The sequence below is a fragment of the Echinimonas agarilytica genome (assembly GCF_023703465.1).
GTDB lineage: Bacteria > Pseudomonadota > Gammaproteobacteria > Enterobacterales > Neiellaceae > Echinimonas > Echinimonas agarilytica.
Genome location: NZ_JAMQGP010000008.1, coordinates 214,069 through 233,683, shown reverse-complemented (window position 1 = coordinate 233,683; position 19,615 = coordinate 214,069). Strand labels below are relative to the sequence as shown.

Below are 19,615 nucleotides of genomic sequence, written 5' to 3'. Positions count from 1 at the left end.
ACACCAAGCGGCTCTTTCATCGCTTGCGGAAAAGCGCTTAGAACAATCGCATATTTACAGCGCCCTGAACCTTTTTTATACTGTATAAGTGTACAGTTATTTGCGAGTGTTTTATGGCATTGCTTCAGCCTCTATTTCATAGCGGAAAAATATGGCGTGGTAAGGCTGTTCAGCCGCGAACGCATGGGGTTATGTCTTCAGGCATAGAAGCCATGGATCAACTTCTATTAGGGGGGTGGCCTCGTGGGCATGTGTCTGAATTGCTTCACCAAGGGCAAGGTATTGGTGAGCTACGATTATTATTGCCAATACTTGCACGCCTTTCTGAACAAGCTACGGCTAATGCTCAGTGGTTGGTATTCGTAGCGCCTCCCTTTATTCCATATGCACCAGCGCTGCAGTCTGCGGGCATTGATATTTCGCGTATTCTCTGGCTCCAACCGGAGCAACCTAAACAAGGTTTATGGGCCACAGAGCAATGCTTAAAAAGTGGCAGTTGTGTTGGTGTCTTAAGTTGGCTTGAATCGTCTATTTATCCAAAATTTAAGCTCAAAGGGCCCGACATTCGACGCTTGCAATTAGCCGCCGATCAAGGCCAAAGTTTTTCATGGTTGATACGGCCAGAGCGCTATAGAACTGAAGCATCGCCAGCGACTTGTAGGTTGGTGTTATCGGCCACTTCAGCGCAGCAGATGTTGTCTGTTGAATGCCTAAAGCGCAGAGGGGCGTGGCCGCTGAGCGCCGTTCGTATCACCTTACCTGGTGAGCCGCTGCATGATTATGTGGATGAGACCGAAATAGCGCCACAACTGGTTCGTGGGCCTTGGCAGCAGAGCGGTTTATGTCTCGAATAGTCGCGTGGTTGTTTGTCGACTTTGCTCACCTTCAAGCCGATGCGCTTGCCGCTCAGCATGAAGCAATGAGTGTCATTGTACTTGATGCGCGAAAGCGGGTCATGCAATGCTCTGAATTCGCGTCTGCAGCGGGAATTCACTGTGGGATGAGCGTTGCAAAGGCGCTAGCGCTAGCGCCAGATACAGCTGTGCGAATGGACGACAATGCTTATCAACAGCAATTGCTCTCTCAAATCTCCGAATCTTGTTATGACGTATGTGCGCAATTAGCCATCCAATTTAACCGTGGCATTTTATTTGAAACTCGCAGCATGTGGCGTTTATTTGGAGGGCGTCAGAGTTATTGGCAAGTGCTAGAACAGCGGCTGCATCAAGCGGGTTTTCGCTATTACGCGGCGGCAGGAGTCACTCCTATGGCCGCTTACACGCTGGCACAGGCAAAGCAACATTTACCGATGGGAAGTGAGCGGGAACTGGATCTTGCTGTGGCGGATTTAACGGTGACTCAACTGCCATTAGAACCCCCAGGCCAATCTGCTTTAACTGGGGTTGGGATGAAAACTTTACGCGACTTGCTGCACATCCCTATGGCCGATTGGAAGATACGCTTTGGCGGAGAGATTGCTGCATGGCTTGCGGCTTTCAAAGGTGAAAAGGAGCCTCATCAAAAATATACAGAACCCGCGTGGTTTAAACCTTTGCCACATTTTGAGTATCGTTGGAATTGCCTCCATGAAATTAGCTATGCCGATGGGTTGTTGTTCCCGTTACAGCGTATTTTGAAATTATTAGGGCGTTATCTACAGCGTCGGCAATTCGCTGCTCAAAGTGTGTGCATGACATTAGAGCATCGTGAACAACCGGATACCGAGCTTATATTTCGAATGGCTGAACCTGAGCATCGAGCCGATGAATTTATGCAAATTGCGCAACTTAGAATTCACCAAATGCCATTGTCCGAGCCAGTGCAAAGTCTGGTGATTAAAGTTGAAAACCTAGTGCTGCAACAAGCGCCTGCTTCAGATCTGTTTATTCAAAATACAGGGCTGGGGCTATCCGACCATCAGCTGTTAAGTCGTTTGCAAAGTCGCTTAACTTCGAGCGCGGTAATGAGAATTAAAAGTGCCCCTGATCCTCGCCCGGAACGCTCATGGGCTTGTGTGAAGCCTGCTGCAAAAGCTGCCTTTGAACCTGAATTTACGGTGCGACAGCGACGACCCAATTGGTTACTGCCGCAACCTCAGCCTTTGATACGGAAGTCATTTGAACTTCAAACAGCACCAGAGCGAATCGTAAGCGGCTGGTGGGACAACCAACCTGTGCAGCGCGATTATTTCATTGCCCGAGATGCAGATGATCAGCTGTGTTGGATTTTTAGAGATGCGCAAGGCCAATGGTTTACCCATGGTTGGTTTGGATGAGTGGCGATGAACTCACTTCCGTATGCCGAGTTATTTTGTCGATCCAATTTTTCCTTCTTGCGTGCAGCTTCTCACCCAGAAGAACTTGTTGAACAGGCGCTAGAACTGGGATACAGCGCTTTGGCGATTACTGATGAATGCACCTTAGCCGGCATTGTTAGGGCTCATGTTGCGGCGAAAGCAGCGAACATTCCGCTGGTGGTTGGTTCCTATTTTCGACTTGAATGTGGGACCTGTTTAGTTATTTGGGCGCCCACGCGTCAAGCCTATGCAGAGCTTAGTGCTTTGATCACGCAAGCGCGAATGCGCAGCCCTAAGGGGCATTATCAGATGACACGGAGTGATATTAAGCACCATATTCAGCATTGTTTTGTGGGGTGGCTACCCTCAGATTCTAAATCAACCTGGGATGACACCACGCAGTGGCTCATAGAATGCAGCGGAAAACGCGGGCGAATACTGGTTGAGCGCCCGTTGTCGGGGCTAGATAAGCGGCACTACTTGAGCGTTACCCGTTGGGCAGAGCAGCATGACATAGAGGCTATTGCTTGTGGCGGTGTGCTTATGCACTGCAAACAGCGACAACCATTGCAAGATGCCTTAACAGCTATTCGCCTGAATCAAACAATTCACTCAGTCACTCAACACATAGAGCCCAATGGAGAGCGTCATTTACGCCCTTTAACGAGCTTAGCGAAGCTATTTCAGCGGCGTCATTTAGAAGCAGCGGCCGAACTTGCCAGCCAATGCCAGTTTAGCCTTGATGAATTGAAGTATGAATATCCAGCAGAACTTGTGCCTGAAGGGCACTCTGCCATGAGTTATTTACGGCAACTAGTGGACCAAGGACAACGCATTCGCTTTCCTCGTGGAGTGCCATTAGATATTCAAGCCATTATTGCCAAAGAGCTGTCATTAATCGGTGAGATGCAATATGCCTATTTCTTTTTAACTATTTACGACATTGTTCGCTTTGCTCGCCGCCAACACATTCTGCACCAAGGCCGAGGCTCTGCGGCCAATTCTGTGGTGTGTTATTGCTTACAAATTACCGAGGTCGACCCACGTAAAATCAACGTACTATTCGAGCGTTTCATTTCTAAAGAAAGAGGTGAGCCGCCTGATATTGATGTCGACTTTGAGCACGAACGCCGTGAAGAAGTCATTCAATACATTTATCAAAAATACGGTCGACATCGCGCAGCGCTTGCCGCCACCGTGATTTCCTATCGGTTCAAAAGTGCCGTGAAAGATGTGGGTAAAGCATTAGGCTTTGATGAATCGCTGCTGGAGCAATTCATGGCAGGCATTGACCGCAGAGACAGGCAAGATAACTGGCGTCAACAACTTGTCCAGTTAGGCCCGTTAGATCACCCCAAGGTGCGTTGGTTTGAGACCTTGGTAAACCAAATTATGGGTTTTCCACGGCACTTATCGCAGCATGTTGGAGGGTTTGTGATTTCTGCGGGGCCACTGTCTGAGTTAGTGCCGACGGAAAATGCAGCCATGGCCGAACGCTCTGTGATTCAGTGGGACAAGGATGATTTAGAAGCACTTGGCTTGTTAAAGGTCGATGTGCTGGCGCTTGGCATGTTAACCGCCATTCGCCGATGTTTTGATCTGATCAGAGACGTTCGTCAGGAGCACGCCACAAGCGCAGACGCACCCATGACTATGGCTAATGTGCAATGGGAGCAGCCAGAGGTGTACGACATGCTGTGTAATGCCGACAGCATTGGCGTGTTTCAAATTGAATCGCGAGCACAAACCAATATGTTGCCGCGTTTACGTCCGCGTTGTTACTACGATTTGGTGGTGCAAATTGCCATTGTTCGTCCCGGCCCCATTCAAGGTGATATGGTTCATCCCTACTTGAAACGTCGCCATGGATTGGAACCTATAAGTTATCCCAATCAGGCTGTGCGGCAGGTGCTAGAGCGAACCATGGGGGTACCTATTTTCCAAGAGCAGGTGATTAAGTTAGCCATGGTGGCGGCCGGTTTTAGTGCCGGAGAAGCAGACCAGTTACGTCGTGCAATGGCGGCTTGGAAGCGCAATGGAAAGCTGGCTCAGTTTGAACATAAACTGCGTCATGGGATGGCCCAAAATGGCTATTCGGATGACTTCGCAGATCGAATTTTTCGTCAAATTCTAGGGTTTGGCGAGTATGGTTTTCCAGAATCTCATTCGGCAAGTTTCGCTCTATTGGCGTATGTTTCTGCATGGTTGAAATTACATTACCCTGCGGCTTTTTGTTGCGCCTTACTGAATAGTCAGCCAATGGGCTTTTACTCACCGTCGCAATTGATTCAGGATGCTCAGCGTCATGGCGTCAACGTAGTGCCAGTCGATGTGAATGAGAGCTGTTGGGAGCACCGCTTAGTGGTCTGCCAAAACCGTGAACCGGTGTTGCAACTCGGCCTGAGAATCATCAAAGGTTTGTCGAAAAAAGCGGGCATGGCGATTGAGACTAAACGTCCGGTCAATGGGTATGAAAATGTCGCCACGTTACTTCAGCTTACCCAATTGGCATCAGACCAACGCCAAGCCTTGGCCGCAGCCGGTGCCTTGAATGGTCTTTCCGGAGATCGTTTCCAAGCCCGCTGGCAGTTAGCAACCCCAACGAATAACTTACCCTTACTTGAAGTTAGCGAAGCGCCTCAAGTCTCTAATTATTTGAAAGAGCCCACAGAAATGGACAACATGCTCGAAGATTATCGCCATTTAGGTTTGAGCTTAGAGCGCCATCCGTTGGCTATACTTAGAGAAATGGGACTTTTTAAAAAATCGATATCAGCCCAGGCGTTATCAAGCAAACAGTCTGGCGAGCTTGTGACTGTGGTTGGTCTTGTAGTGGGGCGCCAACGTCCAAGCACAGCCAGCGGTGTTACTTTTGTAACGCTTGAAGATGAAACCGGAAATATCAATGTTGTGGTGTGGTTGAATACCGCTAGAGCACAGCGTCAAGCATTTTTGCAATCCAAGTTGCTCGAAGTACATGGTATTTTGGAACGTGAAGGGCTGGTCATTCATATTGTGGCGGGGCGTCTTGAGAATTGTAATCACCAATTAGAGCAACTGACCCTACATTCTCGCGATTTTCATTAATTTGCACATAAATGCAGGCATTGAAGGATTGAAGAAAAAGTATTCTTGACCGACAATAGATCCACTTTTATTAAGGGCTTACCATGAATATAAGTCTCTTAACATTCCAAAATATAAGGTAGATGCCCAAATGGAACGATTAGCCCAAGTCTTTGATGCCATCGACGCAGTCAATAAAGCTGATCCCAATTTGGAGCTGGTGGAAGATATTCAAGTACCCGCCTCGCTTCTCTACGGTACCCGAATGAGCAGTATGCTCGAGCAATTTGCACCTGAAACTGACGAGATTGTTCAGATCGCATGTCGTGCTCAACACATTAAACGCTGGGCCATTCCGCGAGCCGATTTTCCAATGGGTAAAAAAGGCTACTACGACTGGCGGCAAACGTTAGGGCGTAAACACGGTGAGTGGACCGGTGAGATTTTGGCCGCGCATGGATATGACCAAGCGATCATCGACCGAGTAAGCGCTGTGCTGCGTAAAGAACGTATTAAAGCAGACCCACAGTGTCAGCAATTTGAAGACGTGATCTGCTTGGTGTTTTTAGCGCACTACGCTGAAGACTTTGCGAGCAAGCATGAAGAAGCCAAGGTGATCGATATCTTGCAGAAAACATGGCGTAAAATGTCGGAAAAAGGTCATGATTTTGCGCTTAAACAACAGTATCCGGCAGGCGTTCAAGCACTGATTGAAAAAGCCTTGGCGTAAAAACTGATCGATTGCATTCGCGGCTTTGGTCGCCGCGTTTTAAGACTTTTCTTGCAACTCGATAATCTTCTTTTCAATATCCATCAACAAATCCAATAAATCTGCCACACCCATAAAATGACCAAAGCACTGTTGACCGAATAACGGATTGTGTTGGCCTTTCTGGCGATGATCGATTGTGGCGCCGCGCCATTTTGCAGGGTGAGCGGGTTCTCGCTGGTTAAATTGGAAGGTATTCAAATGTGATGATGCATTGCGAATATGCCGAAAGAATTCAAACAATTCAGAGCCATCGTTGTAATCCTTGACCGACTCATACGCAGTGTTTGCCAGCATAATGCAGCACGACGCAATATGGCTGGATTTGCTGGTAGCGTTAGATTCAGCAACAGCTCGTAAACGGTGAGGTGACATGTGTTTGGGTGAAGTAAACTTACCAGGAAAACTAATGCTCTGATTAGGCTCCAAAAATAGCGGAATGCGAGCGTCAAATATGATGGGACAACCGCACAGAGACACCGAAAAACACGACACCAAATCAAAAAAATACAGATCTCGTCGAAATTCGTAATATTCAATCTTGTCCATTATGGGTTCCAAACATACGTTAATGTTTGATTATGCGCAGCATTGGGCGCAGGTTCAACTTGAGTTTAAGTGCGCTGGACCGCCGTTTTGATGCCGTTAAACTCGTGATGCAGCAACCATGATTTACGGTCGATGCCGCCAGCATAACCGGATAGCTTTCGACTTTTACTTATGACGCGATGGCAAGGAACAACAATCGACAGCGGATTTTTGGCATTGGCTGTGCCAACTGCACGAACAGCAGTAGGGCAATCCATTTGTGAGGCTTGCTGAGTATAGCTATAAATTGCGCCATAGCGAATACGCTGTAGAGCCCTCCAAGTCTGTTGTTGGAATTCGGTTCCAATGAACTGCAAAGGCAGCGAAAATGAAGTGCGTTGACCGCCAAAGTATTCGTGCAGTTGGTGTTGGCAACGAATAAGTAGCGGGTGTCTTTTGGTTGGCGTCGCGGTTTGACTCCATGCATAGCCACCGGTTTGCGAGTTGTGATCGGTGAACGCTAAGCGGAGCAAAGCGGAATCAGTGCACCACAGCCCCATGTGACCAATCGGGCTGAGGTACTCACCATAGTAAAGCGAAAATGTGGGCTGTTGATTCATGATTGATTCCAAATTTGGAAAGTGGCGTAGCTCCCCCACGGTGACAATTGTGCTCGGCAAAGCGCTATTTGTAACTTGGTGAGCGTGTTTCTCACGCCGAGATCGGAGTCTAAATAAATGTCTGAATTTTCTGTACCGCGCAGCTTTACATAATTAACCGTCCATGGACCAATGCCAGAGATCTGTAACCAGTCGTCGATTGAGTGGTTGGGGTGATCAAGGTAGTAAGTTGCGAGCGCTCGCAGAGTGTGACGTCTTTTGTGGGGCATTTTCAGAAATAGAAGTTCTGAGTTAGCGATGTTTGTAGGAGTCGGAAACAAACGCATGGACCCGTTGGGTGTATCAATAGTCTGCCCGAGTTCATCCACCACTTGTTCAACCAATTGACGTGCTGCGCTCACGGAAATCTGTTGACCTAAAATAGCCCTCACTCCGCCTTCAAATGAATCCCACAGCCCGGGAATACGAATGCCAGAGCAGATGAATGGAGCAAGTGGTGTGTGGGATAAATGAGATTCGATGACCGTTAAGTCGGAGTCGAGATCAAATACCCGCCTAATATGACGCACCACAGATGGCAGTATCTCAATCGTGCTGAGGTCGAGTTGTACTTCGAGTTGTGTGTTATTGGGATTGGGTCTGATCGACAACCAGCCTGTGGCATCTTGCCATCTAAATACGCGTTGATAAGTGTGCTCTGTCACCTGCTCTAAGCCTTGTATGGCGCGTGATTGATAAAACTTAAGCATGTGTTGCCAATCAAATGGAGGCCGATATGCGAGCGTCAATGTTAGCTTAGATTGACTTGGTTTTTGTCGGCGTATTTGAGTTGGCGTGAGCCGGAGCGTTTTTTTAAAAGCGTCATTAAAGCGCCTGACGCTGCCAAAACCGCACGCAAGCGCGATGTCCTGAATAGGCAACTGAGAATCATGCAAAAGTTTCTTGGCGAACATTAATTGTTTCATCAGAGCATAGCGTTTGGGCGGGAGCCCTACATAGCGTTGAAACAATCGTCGTAAGTACCGTTCAGATATCCCTAAACGCTGCGCCAAATGAACCAATGAATGTTGCTGCAATACGCCTCCGTCGATTAAATGAATGGCACGCGCTAATGTGGTTTCAGTACCTTTCCATGCCCATGAATGAGGCGCACTGTCGGGCCTACACCTTAAACAAGGCCGATAGCCTGCGGCCAGCGCAGCGGGTGCGTGATGGTAGTATTCAACATTGCATTCTTTGGGCGCAACCGCAGGACAAATAGGGCGGCAAAAGATGCCAGTGGTCTTCACTGCGACGAAGAATTTTCCGTCGTAACGGTGATCTCGAGCTAAACGTGCGATGCGACACTGTTCGGGTGAAAGCGATGGTATCGCATGCTGTTGTTCAAGATGATGCATATCACGGTCAGTCATGTTTCAGTGCATAAGATGGCACCATGATAGCTAACATGAATACAGAAGTTAGCCATATTCGGAACTGGATGATGGTTAAAAAGCCCACTTGCAAGCAAGTGAGCACAAGAATCGCACATCAACGCGGTATGACTTATTGACCGTGAATTTTGCTAAAAATATGGCTCACTTTGGCATTGGTAGAAGGGCCGTCGTAACCGTGGCAATCAAAACAATGAGCGGCAGGCTTAAGATTATCCGGAGATACATAAATTTCAGCACCGAAGCCTTCTTGCACATTGGTTTCCATCGTGACATTGGCTAATTGTATGGAGCCTCTGAGATTACTCTCATCGCTTGAAGGTTGACTCACATCGTTTTCCCAAATCGCCCCAACAACTTGATAATTCTGGAGCACAGATAAGGTATTTTTAGCCGGCAGTTTTGCAAACATAGCGCCGAGTTGTTGATTGATAGAGCTAATGTTTCCTAGGTTTTTAGCGGCTTGGTTGTCACCGGGTTTTGTGCCGTATTGGTACACTTGACAGATTTCTGTAGGAGGGCCTGTCAACGGGCTATCATCAGGTTTTGCAGGTTGTTCAGCATCGTTAAATTGGCAGCCAGATCCCTCATTCACACGGGGTAGTTCTGCGGCACACGTGGCGCTGGTGAATGACCAGCGGTTGGTATCTTCAGGGATTGGTATGTCTTGGCAGTTGGGGGCGTTATTCCTGTGCTCAAACGTAGCCCAAATAAACTCAGGGTGTGTGGGAGTGCTTTTCACCAAATGAAACCCCACCATACCAAATAACTCATTGTTATCGAACTTGCCATTGTCATTGGTATCTGACTGAATCCAAATGTAATCCGCCTTTTCCGATTCTGTAATCGTGCGCCAAGATGCTTTTATTTCAGTGGTGCCTGCGGGCAATGTTTTAGAGTCTTTAGGTAGATCACACATGGCCTTACTGAATAGCGCTTCATACAGCACGATATTATGGTTTTGGTCATAAATCACTGAGTTTCCGAATGCCTGATTCATTTCGTTCGGGCGCGTAAAATCTGCGGCGGTTGTCATTGGATCTTTTAGTGCGCGCACGAATAACAGTGGTTGAGTGGCGTCAGATGCACAGGAGTTTTTTCCTGTTCCCTGAAACGATGAAAACATATTCGAGTTTCGATATTCGCGAACGCCAGAATCATTGGTATTCATTAACGCAATAAACGACTGCCACGAATATTGATAAAACTGGCATAAATTCTTACCACCACCGGGTATTTCAGCGGGAAGGGTAGGGTTGTAAATCCAGTCGGCATTAGCCGCACAGTCGAATTCAGTTGGGGCAGCTTGCGCTGTTGATGCCATCATTGTGGCCATCAATGATGAGGCGGCAATGAATGTTGATGTTGAGTTCAAATATTTCATGTTATCTCCTTGAGCTGACGGATAAGCGGAAATAACTGCTATCGATAAATATCCCGTTCATCGCTTTTAGAGATTTAAATATATAAACACAGTCGATTGGGGAACATTACACAGCCTTACACGAATTGGGCATAAGTTATAACTATGTAAATATTGATGTTTTTATTTTATATAATTAAGTGGTTGTTTAAAAAGGTCTTTAAGTTGTTTTCGAGTTTCTGTAAAAAAACACAAAAATATAGAGTTAATATTTTAATTATTACGGATTATTACATTGGAAGGGGTGTGAGAAACGCCTTTGCTTGGTAAGTTGTTGTTTAATATTGCTTTTGTTTTTTGGGCTTCTCTTTTATGATATTTTTGGATATATCTCAAGTTTTTGCTAGTTTAATAAGCTATATCGAACAAGTTATAGCGAGAATGTTATTAGGAGGCACCATGGATAAGGGCCTGGTTTGTCATAGAGATAAAGAAATGATTACGTTTTATATTTTGGTGGCGTTCGTGATTATTCAGTTTTTATGTCTATTTAAAATGGATTTTCCAACAGGCGATGAAATGCTCATCTTTCTGGTGTCATTAGTGGCGGCGGCCTTTAGTTTATTCATGCTTAAAAAACAGTGGTATAGCCAACCTCTCATGCATGTATGGGCGAATTGGGGAGCCGGCGGATTGGGTATGATGTTGGGCACAATTTTAAGCACCGAAATCGCCACAGATGTAATGGCGCATAGTCAGCATATGCATCATCACCAACACCATCATTCAATGTCTTATTCAACCATGCTGTTGTCGTTATTGCCCATGTTAGCTTTGTGTCTTCCAGCGTGCATATATGTGTGCAGGACTGAGGCTGCGCAACGCAGGTCACGAGACATGGTTTGTATCCACTTCTTATCCTCCGTCGCTATGGTTGCAGGGATGTTTATTGCCATGGCGTGTGTCACCGACTGGTTGCCGGGTGCATCAATGTTTCAACATCATCAATTTATGGTGTTGGGCATGGTGGTTATGGGAACCGGAAGTTACGTTTTTATCAATAAAGTTTGGAAGCGTGAACAAGCGGTATAACGCGCCAGATCTCAACAAAAGGAATGAATATCATGGCAGAAGTTACATCGACAAATACCCGAGTCGCGTCCTCCGGCGTGCGAGTAAGAAAGAACATACGACACCTTTCCGAGCGAGAGCTTAATGACCTACGAAATGCCTATGAAGGCCTATACAAGGTTTCAGCCGACGGTGGCAACGATGATGAGCGAGGCTATCAGTGGATTGCAGGTGTTCATGGCTTACCGACTCCTTTTTATTGTCAGCACGGAAATCTCAACTTTCCGACATGGCACAGAGCCTACATTTACGAATTTGAATTGCGGCTGCAAGAGCAAGTCGCCGGTGTGATGTTGCCTTATTGGGACTGGACTTCAGAGCAGTCTTTGAATATTGGAATGCCGGCTGCGGTAACAGATCTAACCTATCAAGATTTAAATACCGGTGAAACCAAGCCCAATCCATTATTAACAGCCTTTTCGCAGGCGACGGGAACCGATACCACGCGATCGCCAAGCCCTATATCAGGCTTGCAACGACTTAAAACTCAGGTTGATTTAGCGCAACGCCAAACGACTTATGACCGGTATTCTCCGGCCTTAGAAAACCCTCATGGTGGCTTGCATGTATGGGTAGGCGGCGATATGGGCTCGGTCCCTAGAGCTGCATTTGATCCGATCTTTTGGTTGCATCACTGTAATGTGGACCGGTTGTGGTTTGAATGGCAACGAGCGCATGGTGATAGTACTGTGCCACAAGCGCAACTGGACTTCGTGTGTGCGCCGTTTACCTACACGGGTGGCCAAACACTCGATACCAAGTTTTTTGATTACACCTATGTCGACGGTGAAGGCTTTACCGAAGTTGACAACGATGCGGCACAAAACCAAGGGGGCGATAATGAAATCCAAATTGATGTTCCTATCGACAACACCGAATACAAGCATGCATTTTTAGAGATATTAGGTCTGTCGAAAACCATTGGCTCATATAAGCTCAATATTTACCTAGGTGAAGGTGATGATCGCGATGACGCCAACAATGAAAATATTGAATCTGGCTTTGCAGAAAGTATATTCCTGCTGGGGCATGGCGAATGTGCCGGTGGCGTTGGGCACTGCACTCTGAAACCCAAACCAGCGTTCGATAAGCGTCCGCCACATCATTTGCAGCCGTTCAACACCTATGTTGATATCACTCAATCACTGCGACGTTACAATCCACAAAATGGCATTGTGCCGGTCACGATTAAGGTCTTTGATGACAATGATAACCCGGCATCTAATCATGAAATAAAAATGAAAGGGATTTCTTTGGTCACTCACCAGTAACCAAACCGACCTCTGTATCCCCCTTGGATACTCGTGCATTTCATGGGGGATACGCCTTATTCTAAAGCGACTTTTCCTGCTTCATCTGCACCTGTCACAGCAGCCCTTATCAAGGCAATCTCTTATGAGGTTGCGTTACTTTACGGTCTCGAAAGACCAGATCTCTGCGCGCAGAGTGGAGCTTATTGTTTAAACTCTCACACTGAACAAAAGTATCTTGCGGTTATGTATGAGTTTGATGGCCAGAGGCAAGTTGGAGCTTGAATTGGCTGATGAAAAGCTTTACCGTAATACTTGCTTTGTCGGAGTGCCTTTGGGCTGAGACCGCGTTGATGCGGAATCCGAGAACCTGATCAGGGTAACACCTGCGGAGGAAACAAGGCCGGTTTCGCCCTAAGATCAGTGATCTGCAAGCGTTGTAACCACCCTGACTCTACCTTTCGGTTCTCCAGCCTTTTTGCGCTTTGATGTTGCCATTACGAATCCAATAAAGATTTGCTTAATCGCTCAAACATCGGCCATACATGGAGAGCCACATGTCTACCAGACGCGAACAACGCCAGCAGGCGCAAGACTTCCTTAATAATCTCAGCGGTCAGCCGTTCCCTAATTCCACTCGCGTTTATGTGCAAGGTCAGAACGAAAACGTTCGCGTTGCAATGCGTGAGATTGCGCTTAGCCAAACACTTGTTGGCGGCTCTGAAGATAATCCAGCATTTGAAGACAACGCCCCGGTTCGCGTCTATGACACCTCGGGTCATTACGGGGAGCCAGATGCAAATATTGACGTTCGTGTAGGTTTACCGCGTTTGCGTCAACAGTGGATCGCTGAGCGCTCTGACACAGAGCAATTGAATTCTGTGACGTCTCAATATGCGCAACAACGTTTGGCCGACGATGGTTTAGACCATATTCGTTTTGAGCATTTGCCCAAGCCGCTGGTGGCACAAAAAGGCAAATGTGTGACACAAATGCACTACGCACGCAAAGGCATCATCACGCCTGAAATGGAATACATTGCGATTCGTGAAAACATGGCGCGGGCTGAACATAACGACAACATTCAGCATCCGGGAGAATCATTCGGAGCGAACGTGATGGCTGAAATTACGCCTGAATTTGTACGCAAAGAGGTGGCTGAAGGTCGGGCGATTATCCCAGCGAACATCAACCACCCCGAAACTGAGCCAATGATCATTGGGCGTAACTTCTTAGTGAAAGTGAACGCCAACATCGGTAACTCTGCGGTTAGCTCTTCCATTGAAGAAGAAGTTGAAAAACTGGTGTGGTCAACACGTTGGGGGGCTGACACCGTGATGGATTTATCCACGGGGCGCTATATTCACGAAACACGCGAATGGATTGTGCGTAATTCGCCAGTTCCAATCGGTACCGTACCTATTTACCAGGCTCTGGAAAAAGTGAATGGTGTGGCTGAAAACCTCACGTGGGAAGTGTTCCGAGATACATTGATTGAACAATGCGAGCAAGGTGTGGATTACTTCACCATCCATGCGGGCGTATTGCTGGCCTATGTACCAATGACGGCGAAGCGCGTCACCGGCATTGTATCGCGTGGCGGTTCTATCATGGCGAAGTGGTGTTTATCGCACCATGAAGAAAGCTTTCTTTACACAAACTTCCGTGAAATTTGTGAAATTTGTGCTGCATACGATATTTCATTGAGCTTAGGCGATGGTCTGCGCCCGGGGTCTATCGCAGATGCCAATGACGAAGCGCAATTCAGCGAACTCTATACCCTAGGTGAATTGACCAAAATTGCATGGGAATACGATGTTCAAGTCATGATCGAAGGCCCAGGCCACGTGCCAATGCAGCTGATCAAAGAGAATATGGAGAAGCAGTTAGAAGCCTGCCACGAAGCGCCGTTCTACACCTTAGGCCCACTGACAACAGACATTGCACCGGGTTATGACCACATCACATCTGGCATCGGAGCTGCCCAAATCGGCTGGTATGGTTGTGCTATGTTGTGTTACGTCACGCCCAAAGAGCATTTAGGCTTACCCAATAAAGACGATGTGAAAGAAGGCTTAATTACCTACAAAATCGCGGCCCATGCAGCCGATTTGGCGAAAGGCCATCCGGGTGCGCAAGTGCGCGACAACGCTTTGTCGAAAGCTCGTTTTGAATTCCGTTGGGAGGACCAATTTAACTTGGCGCTTGACCCGATTACGGCGCGTGCATATCACGACGAAACGATTCCTCAGCAGTCGGGTAAAGTGGCTCACTTTTGCTCAATGTGTGGACCTAAGTTCTGCTCCATGAAAATCACTCAAGAAGTGCGTGATTTTGCTGCGAAATTAGAGCGTGGCGAAGAAACCATTGAAGTGAAACTCGTAGATATGGATGGCAACCCTGAAGCGGCCTATGTCAACGCTGAGCAGGGCATGAAAGAAATGGCCGAGACTTTTAATGAACAAGGGCGTCAGCTGTATTCTTTGGATCATTCAAAGAAAGAATCTGAGCCAACAACCTAAGTGCTTTTGTATGTCGCATGTCGTATATGAAAGTACCGTTGGATTAAGGTAGCCCCAAAACATGAGTTGGATTCCACATACGGTGATACAGCCGTATCAAGTGTTGTCGCAGCGTACATCAATTGTCTGGACCATTGGCGGTTCAGACAGTGGTGCAGGTGCAGGTATTCAAGCCGATATACAAGCCATTAATGGTTTGCGAGCAAGAGATGCAGCGCCCGGCTCAACGTTGGCGGTAGCGCAAGCGTGCAGCATTATCACTACGGTCACCGCACAAAATTCAGAGTCGACTTCTGATGTACTCGCGGTGCCGCTTGATATGCTTGAACAGCAATGGATGCAGTTGTTGGCAGACATGCCGCCAGCAGTGATTAAAATATCTTTGTTGGCGAGTCCTTCACAAGTGGAATGGTTGGCCGATCAGCTTGATAGTTGGCCTGCTGGGTTGCCGCGTCCGTTGGTGATTTACGATCCGGTTGCCATTGCTAGTTCAGGTGATGTGCTCACTGCTGAGCCTATTTTAGAGTCGGTGAAGCAAGAGTTGTTGCGGCACATAGATGTGCTCACACCGAACAGCCATGAAGTGTTGGCGATGACAGGTATTGCGCTATTGTTTAGCGGTGATATGCAACGAGCGTACGATAAATTCAGAGAATATGGGGTGAAGTCTGTTCTGTTCAAAGGCGGCCATATCGGTCAGTTGATGGACGTTGAATTAACCGAGACTCACGTCATGGATGCATGGAGCAATGGTGATTGCTGGCGTTATTGCTTAAGTGCAAAGGTAGAGACTAAACACGGTCATGGCACTGGATGTAGTTTTGCTGCGGCCTTGGCCAGCGGTTTAGCGCAAGGTTATGCATTGGAAGATGCTTTTGCAATTGCCCATGCCTATGTGCAGCAAGGGCTTAAAGCAGCAGTCGCTCAAGGTAAAGGACCGGGGCCTGTGCTGCATTTGGGTTGGCCAACCCATTGGCAAGATTTTCCAAGAACGGCAAATGACCTTTGCGAATTAGATTTACCCACACAAGGTTTTGCGCCATGTCCGTCGGACTTGGGCCTGTATCCAGTGGTGAATTCGCCAGAATGGTTGGAGCGTTTACTGCAATTGGGAGTGAAAACAATTCAACTTCGTGCAAAAGACCTGTCGGATGGCGCAGCTGAGCCACTGGTCATTCGCGCCATTGAGTTAGGCCGAAAGTATCAAGCCCGAGTGTTCATCAATGATTACTGGAGGTTGGCGATTAAACACCAAGCTTACGGTGTGCATTTAGGGCAAGAAGATCTCGATGATGCAAACATCGAAGAAATAGCTTCAGCAGGCATTCGTATTGGGCTGTCTACTCATGGTTATTTTGAAATGTTGCGCGCAGCAGCTCTCAAACCAAGCTATTTAGCGGTGGGGCATATCTACCCGACCACGACCAAAAATATGCCGTCTACCCCTCAAGGTTTAACCAAGCTTCAACAGCAAGTGAGCTTACTCAAATCGGTGTTGCCCACCGTAGCGATTGGTGGAATCGATTGGCCTAGAGCCAAGCAGGTGCGCGCAACGGGTGTCGCAAGCATTGCTGTGGTTCGCGCATTAACGCAAGCCGAAGATGTGGAAGTCGCCACCGCTCAATGGCTTGGGCTCGTTGGCGCAGGAGCCCTCCAATAAGAGAAGATGCATGAATATTTTTGTGAATAGTGAAGCGGTGACCGTGCCCGATGGCGCCAGTGCAACCGATGTATTGACGCAACTTGAGTCCCTCCAAACAGGGGTTGCCATTGCGATTAATCAAACGATTATTCCTCAAAATGAATGGCCAACAAAGTCACTCAGCGAGGGTGATCATGTGGCGCTATTTCGTGCCATAGCAGGAGGTTAATGGTGTTTACCATTGCAGACAAAACATTTTCCAGCCGCTTGTTTAGCGGCACCGGCAAGTTTGCCGATCCGTCCTTAATGACGGACGCTATTTTGGCCAGCGGCACAGAGCTTGTGACCATGGCGATGAAACGTGTTGATCTGAATAAGTCGGACGACGATATTTTAAGCCCGCTGGTTAAAGCGGGTGTTCATTTGCTACCGAATACATCGGGGGCTTGTACCGCCGAAGAAGCCGTATTTGCTGCGCGTTTGGCACGAGAAGCACTGGGTACGCACTGGGTGAAACTTGAGATTCATCCTGATCCTAAGTATCTAATGCCTGACCCAATAGAAACTCTCAAAGCCGCCGAGCAATTGGTGAAAGAGGGTTTTGTGGTACTGCCGTATGTGCATGCTGACCCTGTTTTGTGCAAACGTTTAGAGTTGGTCGGGTGTCAGGCGGTTATGCCTCTAGGTGCGCCAATTGGCTCCAATAAAGGGCTTAAAACACGCGACTTCCTTGAAATAATCATAGAGCAGGCGAACGTGCCTGTGATAGTAGATGCAGGGATCGGAGCCCCTTCCCATGCGGCAGAAGCCATGGAGCTTGGCGCTGATGCTGTGCTGGTGAACACCGCTATTGCAGTGTCTGCGCAACCAGTGGTGATGGCCAAAGCATTCAAGCAAGCGGTTGAAGCGGGACGCATGGCCTATGAAGCGGGCCTTGCGGCAACCAGTGTGCATGCCAATGCATCGAGTCCACTCACGGCATTTTTAGACGAAATTGAATCGGTTTCTGTCGATTAATTGGGAGAATGATCATGACAGGCTCTGAAGCTTCATTTGCACAGCACTTGAGTGGCTATCATTGGGATGACATAAAGTTATCATTTGGCGCTAAAACGGCGGCAGATGTCGAACGTGCATTGAGTCGCTCGGCCAATCAGACACGGCTCGATTTGAATGATTTTATGGCGCTGATTTCTCCTGCAGCTGAACCATATTTGGAGCAAATGGCGCAGCGTTCATTGCAACTCACGCAACAGCGTTTTGGCAAAACCATTCAGCTTTATGTGCCTCTGTATTTGTCGAATTTATGCTCCAATATCTGCACTTATTGCGGCTTTTCCATGCACAATGCCATTCGTCGAAAAACACTCGATATGGTGGAGTTAGACGCAGAAATTGCCGCCATCAAACAACTTGGATTCGATCATATATTATTGGTGACCGGAGAATCTGAGCGCAAAGTTGGTATGGAGTATTTTCGTCAGGCCGTGCCGAAAATTCGGGAAAATTTTTCGCATGTCAGCATGGAAGTACAACCGCTCAGCACGCAAGAATATCAAGAGCTCAAAGACATGGGCGTTGATTCCATTTTGGTGTACCAAGAAACTTACTCTCGTCAAACCTACGCAGAGCACCACCTCAAAGGTAAAAAAAATGACTTTGACTGGCGTTTAGCAACACCCGAACGTTTAGGGCAGGTGGGTATGAATAAAGTCGGGATCGGCGCACTCATTGGTTTAGACGACTGGCGTGTAGACTGCTTTATGGTGGCAGCGCATTTACAGTATTTGGAAAAACGATTCTGGCAAACTCGGTATTCAATTTCGTTTCCGCGTTTACGTCCGTGTACCGGTGGTTTGGAACCCAAATCAGTGATGACCGATCGTCAGTTAGTGCAATTAATTTGCGCCTACCGGATGTTTAATCCAGAGTTAGAACTGTCATTATCGACTCGTGAATCAGCGGCATTTCGCGATCATGCCTTGCCACTTGGAATTACCAGTATGAGTGCGTATTCTCGAACGCAGCCCGGTGGTTATGCTGAAGCCGAACCTGCGTTAGAGCAGTTTTCGATTAGCGATGAGCGCCACCCGAAGTATGTTGCGCAAGCCATTGTCGAACGCGGCTACCAACCGGTTTGGACGGATTGGCAACCGGCATACGGACGAAGTGCAATCGAGTAACCATTGAATCAAAAAGTTGGAGTGTGTTTGTGTTAAATGATCGCCAAATGATGCGTTACAGTCGCCACTTACTATTAGAGAAAGTGGGTGAAAAAGGCCAGCTGGCCTTACAGAGCGCAAAGGTTTTGGTGATCGGTGTTGGCGGACTCGGTAGCCCCGTGGCTTTGTATTTGGCAGCAGCAGGGGTGGGAGAACTGCACCTTGCAGATGGAGATTCGGTTGAGCTCAGCAACCTGCAACGACAAATCATATTTAGCGAACATGATGTAGACGAATTGAAAGTTGACGCTGCAGAGCGCCGTTTGCAAGAGCTCAATGATGACATTGAAATACGTGTGCATCCGCAACACATTGACGTTCAAAATTGCGTAGATTTAATTGCCGATATGGATGTCGTGCTGGACTGTACCGACAATTTTAAAACGCGACATATGATCAACGCTGCTTGCCGTGAACAGGAGGTGCCTTTAGTGTCGGGGGCAGCTATTCGCTTGGAAGGGCAGCTCGCAGTGTTTGATTTTCGCCAGCCCGAATCGCCATGTTATGGCTGTCTTTATCCCGCGGGGAGTAAAGAGCCACAGCTCAATTGCGCCAACTCGGGCGTGTTAGGGCCGGTGTTGGGCGTCATTGCCAGTCTTCAGGCGTTGTCAGCATTGAAACTATTAATGGGATTGCCGGTTGAGACAGCCAAAATAAAGCTGTTTGATGGGCTATCTGGTGACTGGCAAACATTCGGCATAGCCAAATCTTCTGCTTGCGATTGTGCTTCCGGCTAGCTTTTCTCTGTATATTTAGTGTATTTTCTATCCAAC

General features: G+C 47.7%; 16 protein-coding genes and 1 riboswitch. Of the genes, 12 read left to right on the top strand and 4 right to left on the bottom strand.

Translation table 11 applies throughout. The features are described 5' to 3' along the window. Positions 1-113 precede the first annotated feature (113 nt). The 4 genes from imuA to NAF29_RS15660 all read left to right on the top strand — a co-directional run bounded on the left by imuA (position 114) and on the right by NAF29_RS15660 (position 6,092). Positions 114-854, top strand: coding sequence for a translesion DNA synthesis-associated protein ImuA (imuA, locus tag NAF29_RS15675; RefSeq protein ID WP_251262564.1), 741 nt, complete (start codon positions 114-116; stop codon positions 852-854). Further along, entirely contained in the window at positions 842-2,275 is a 1,434-nt protein-coding gene (locus NAF29_RS15670) for a Y-family DNA polymerase (protein WP_251262563.1), read from the top strand. The genes imuA and NAF29_RS15670 overlap by 13 nt, the downstream gene beginning before the upstream one ends. A 6-nt stretch (positions 2,276-2,281) precedes the next feature. Further along, positions 2,282-5,383: an error-prone DNA polymerase gene (locus NAF29_RS15665; RefSeq protein WP_251262562.1), complete on the top strand. Its 3,102-nt coding sequence runs from the start codon at positions 2,282-2,284 to the stop codon at positions 5,381-5,383. A gap of 130 nt (positions 5,384-5,513) precedes the next feature. Next, entirely contained in the window at positions 5,514-6,092 is a 579-nt protein-coding gene (locus NAF29_RS15660; protein ID WP_251262561.1) for a DUF4202 domain-containing protein, read from the top strand. 39 nt (positions 6,093-6,131) lie between these two features. Here NAF29_RS15660 and NAF29_RS15655 read toward each other — a convergent pair whose 3' ends face one another. From NAF29_RS15655 to NAF29_RS15640, 4 genes are all read right to left on the bottom strand, one after another. Beyond that, on the bottom strand, positions 6,132-6,680 hold the full coding sequence (locus NAF29_RS15655) for a hypothetical protein (protein WP_251262560.1): 549 nt from the start codon (positions 6,678-6,680) through the stop codon (positions 6,132-6,134). 65 nt (positions 6,681-6,745) lie between these two features. Next, the gene (locus NAF29_RS15650; RefSeq protein ID WP_251262559.1) at positions 6,746-7,279 is read right to left on the bottom strand and encodes a methylated-DNA--[protein]-cysteine S-methyltransferase; all 534 of its coding nucleotides are present in this window, start codon (positions 7,277-7,279) and stop codon (positions 6,746-6,748) included. Then, on the bottom strand, positions 7,276-8,691 hold the full coding sequence (locus tag NAF29_RS15645) for a DNA-3-methyladenine glycosylase 2 family protein (RefSeq protein WP_251262558.1): 1,416 nt from the start codon (positions 8,689-8,691) through the stop codon (positions 7,276-7,278). The genes NAF29_RS15650 and NAF29_RS15645 overlap by 4 nt, the downstream gene beginning before the upstream one ends. A gap of 133 nt (positions 8,692-8,824) precedes the next feature. Beyond that, complete coding sequence (locus NAF29_RS15640; RefSeq protein ID WP_251262557.1) at positions 8,825-10,096, bottom strand: hypothetical protein; 1,272 nt, start codon at positions 10,094-10,096, stop codon at positions 8,825-8,827. Positions 10,097-10,534: 438 nt separating this feature from the next. On the opposite strand from NAF29_RS15640, the gene NAF29_RS15635 reads away from it, so the two are divergent. The 8 genes from NAF29_RS15635 (at position 10,535) to NAF29_RS15600 (ending at position 19,579) form a co-directional block, all read left to right on the top strand. Beyond that, on the top strand, positions 10,535-11,167 hold the full coding sequence (locus NAF29_RS15635) for a hypothetical protein (protein ID WP_251262556.1): 633 nt from the start codon (positions 10,535-10,537) through the stop codon (positions 11,165-11,167). A gap of 32 nt (positions 11,168-11,199) precedes the next feature. Next, on the top strand, positions 11,200-12,477 hold the full coding sequence (locus NAF29_RS15630) for a tyrosinase family protein (protein ID WP_251262555.1): 1,278 nt from the start codon (positions 11,200-11,202) through the stop codon (positions 12,475-12,477). A gap of 293 nt (positions 12,478-12,770) precedes the next feature. Next, positions 12,771-12,870: riboswitch (TPP riboswitch) on the top strand. 143 nt (positions 12,871-13,013) lie between these two features. Then, entirely contained in the window at positions 13,014-14,978 is a 1,965-nt protein-coding gene (gene thiC / locus NAF29_RS15625; protein ID WP_251262554.1) for a phosphomethylpyrimidine synthase ThiC, read from the top strand. 61 nt (positions 14,979-15,039) lie between these two features. Then, complete coding sequence (gene thiE / locus NAF29_RS15620; protein ID WP_251262553.1) at positions 15,040-16,638, top strand: thiamine phosphate synthase; 1,599 nt, start codon at positions 15,040-15,042, stop codon at positions 16,636-16,638. Between the two features lie 10 nt (positions 16,639-16,648). Further along, positions 16,649-16,849, top strand: coding sequence for a sulfur carrier protein ThiS (gene thiS / locus NAF29_RS15615; protein ID WP_251262552.1), 201 nt, complete (start codon positions 16,649-16,651; stop codon positions 16,847-16,849). Beyond that, entirely contained in the window at positions 16,849-17,637 is a 789-nt protein-coding gene (locus tag NAF29_RS15610; protein WP_285817807.1) for a thiazole synthase, read from the top strand. Before thiS ends, NAF29_RS15610 begins: the two co-directional genes overlap by 1 nt. 14 nt (positions 17,638-17,651) lie before the next feature. Further along, positions 17,652-18,803 carry a 2-iminoacetate synthase ThiH gene (gene thiH, locus NAF29_RS15605; protein WP_251262551.1) on the top strand — a complete coding sequence of 384 codons (1,152 nt, stop codon included), beginning with the start codon at positions 17,652-17,654 and terminating at the stop codon, positions 18,801-18,803. A gap of 29 nt (positions 18,804-18,832) precedes the next feature. After that, complete coding sequence (locus tag NAF29_RS15600) at positions 18,833-19,579, top strand: HesA/MoeB/ThiF family protein (protein WP_251262550.1); 747 nt, start codon at positions 18,833-18,835, stop codon at positions 19,577-19,579. Positions 19,580-19,615: the final 36 nt, after the last annotated feature.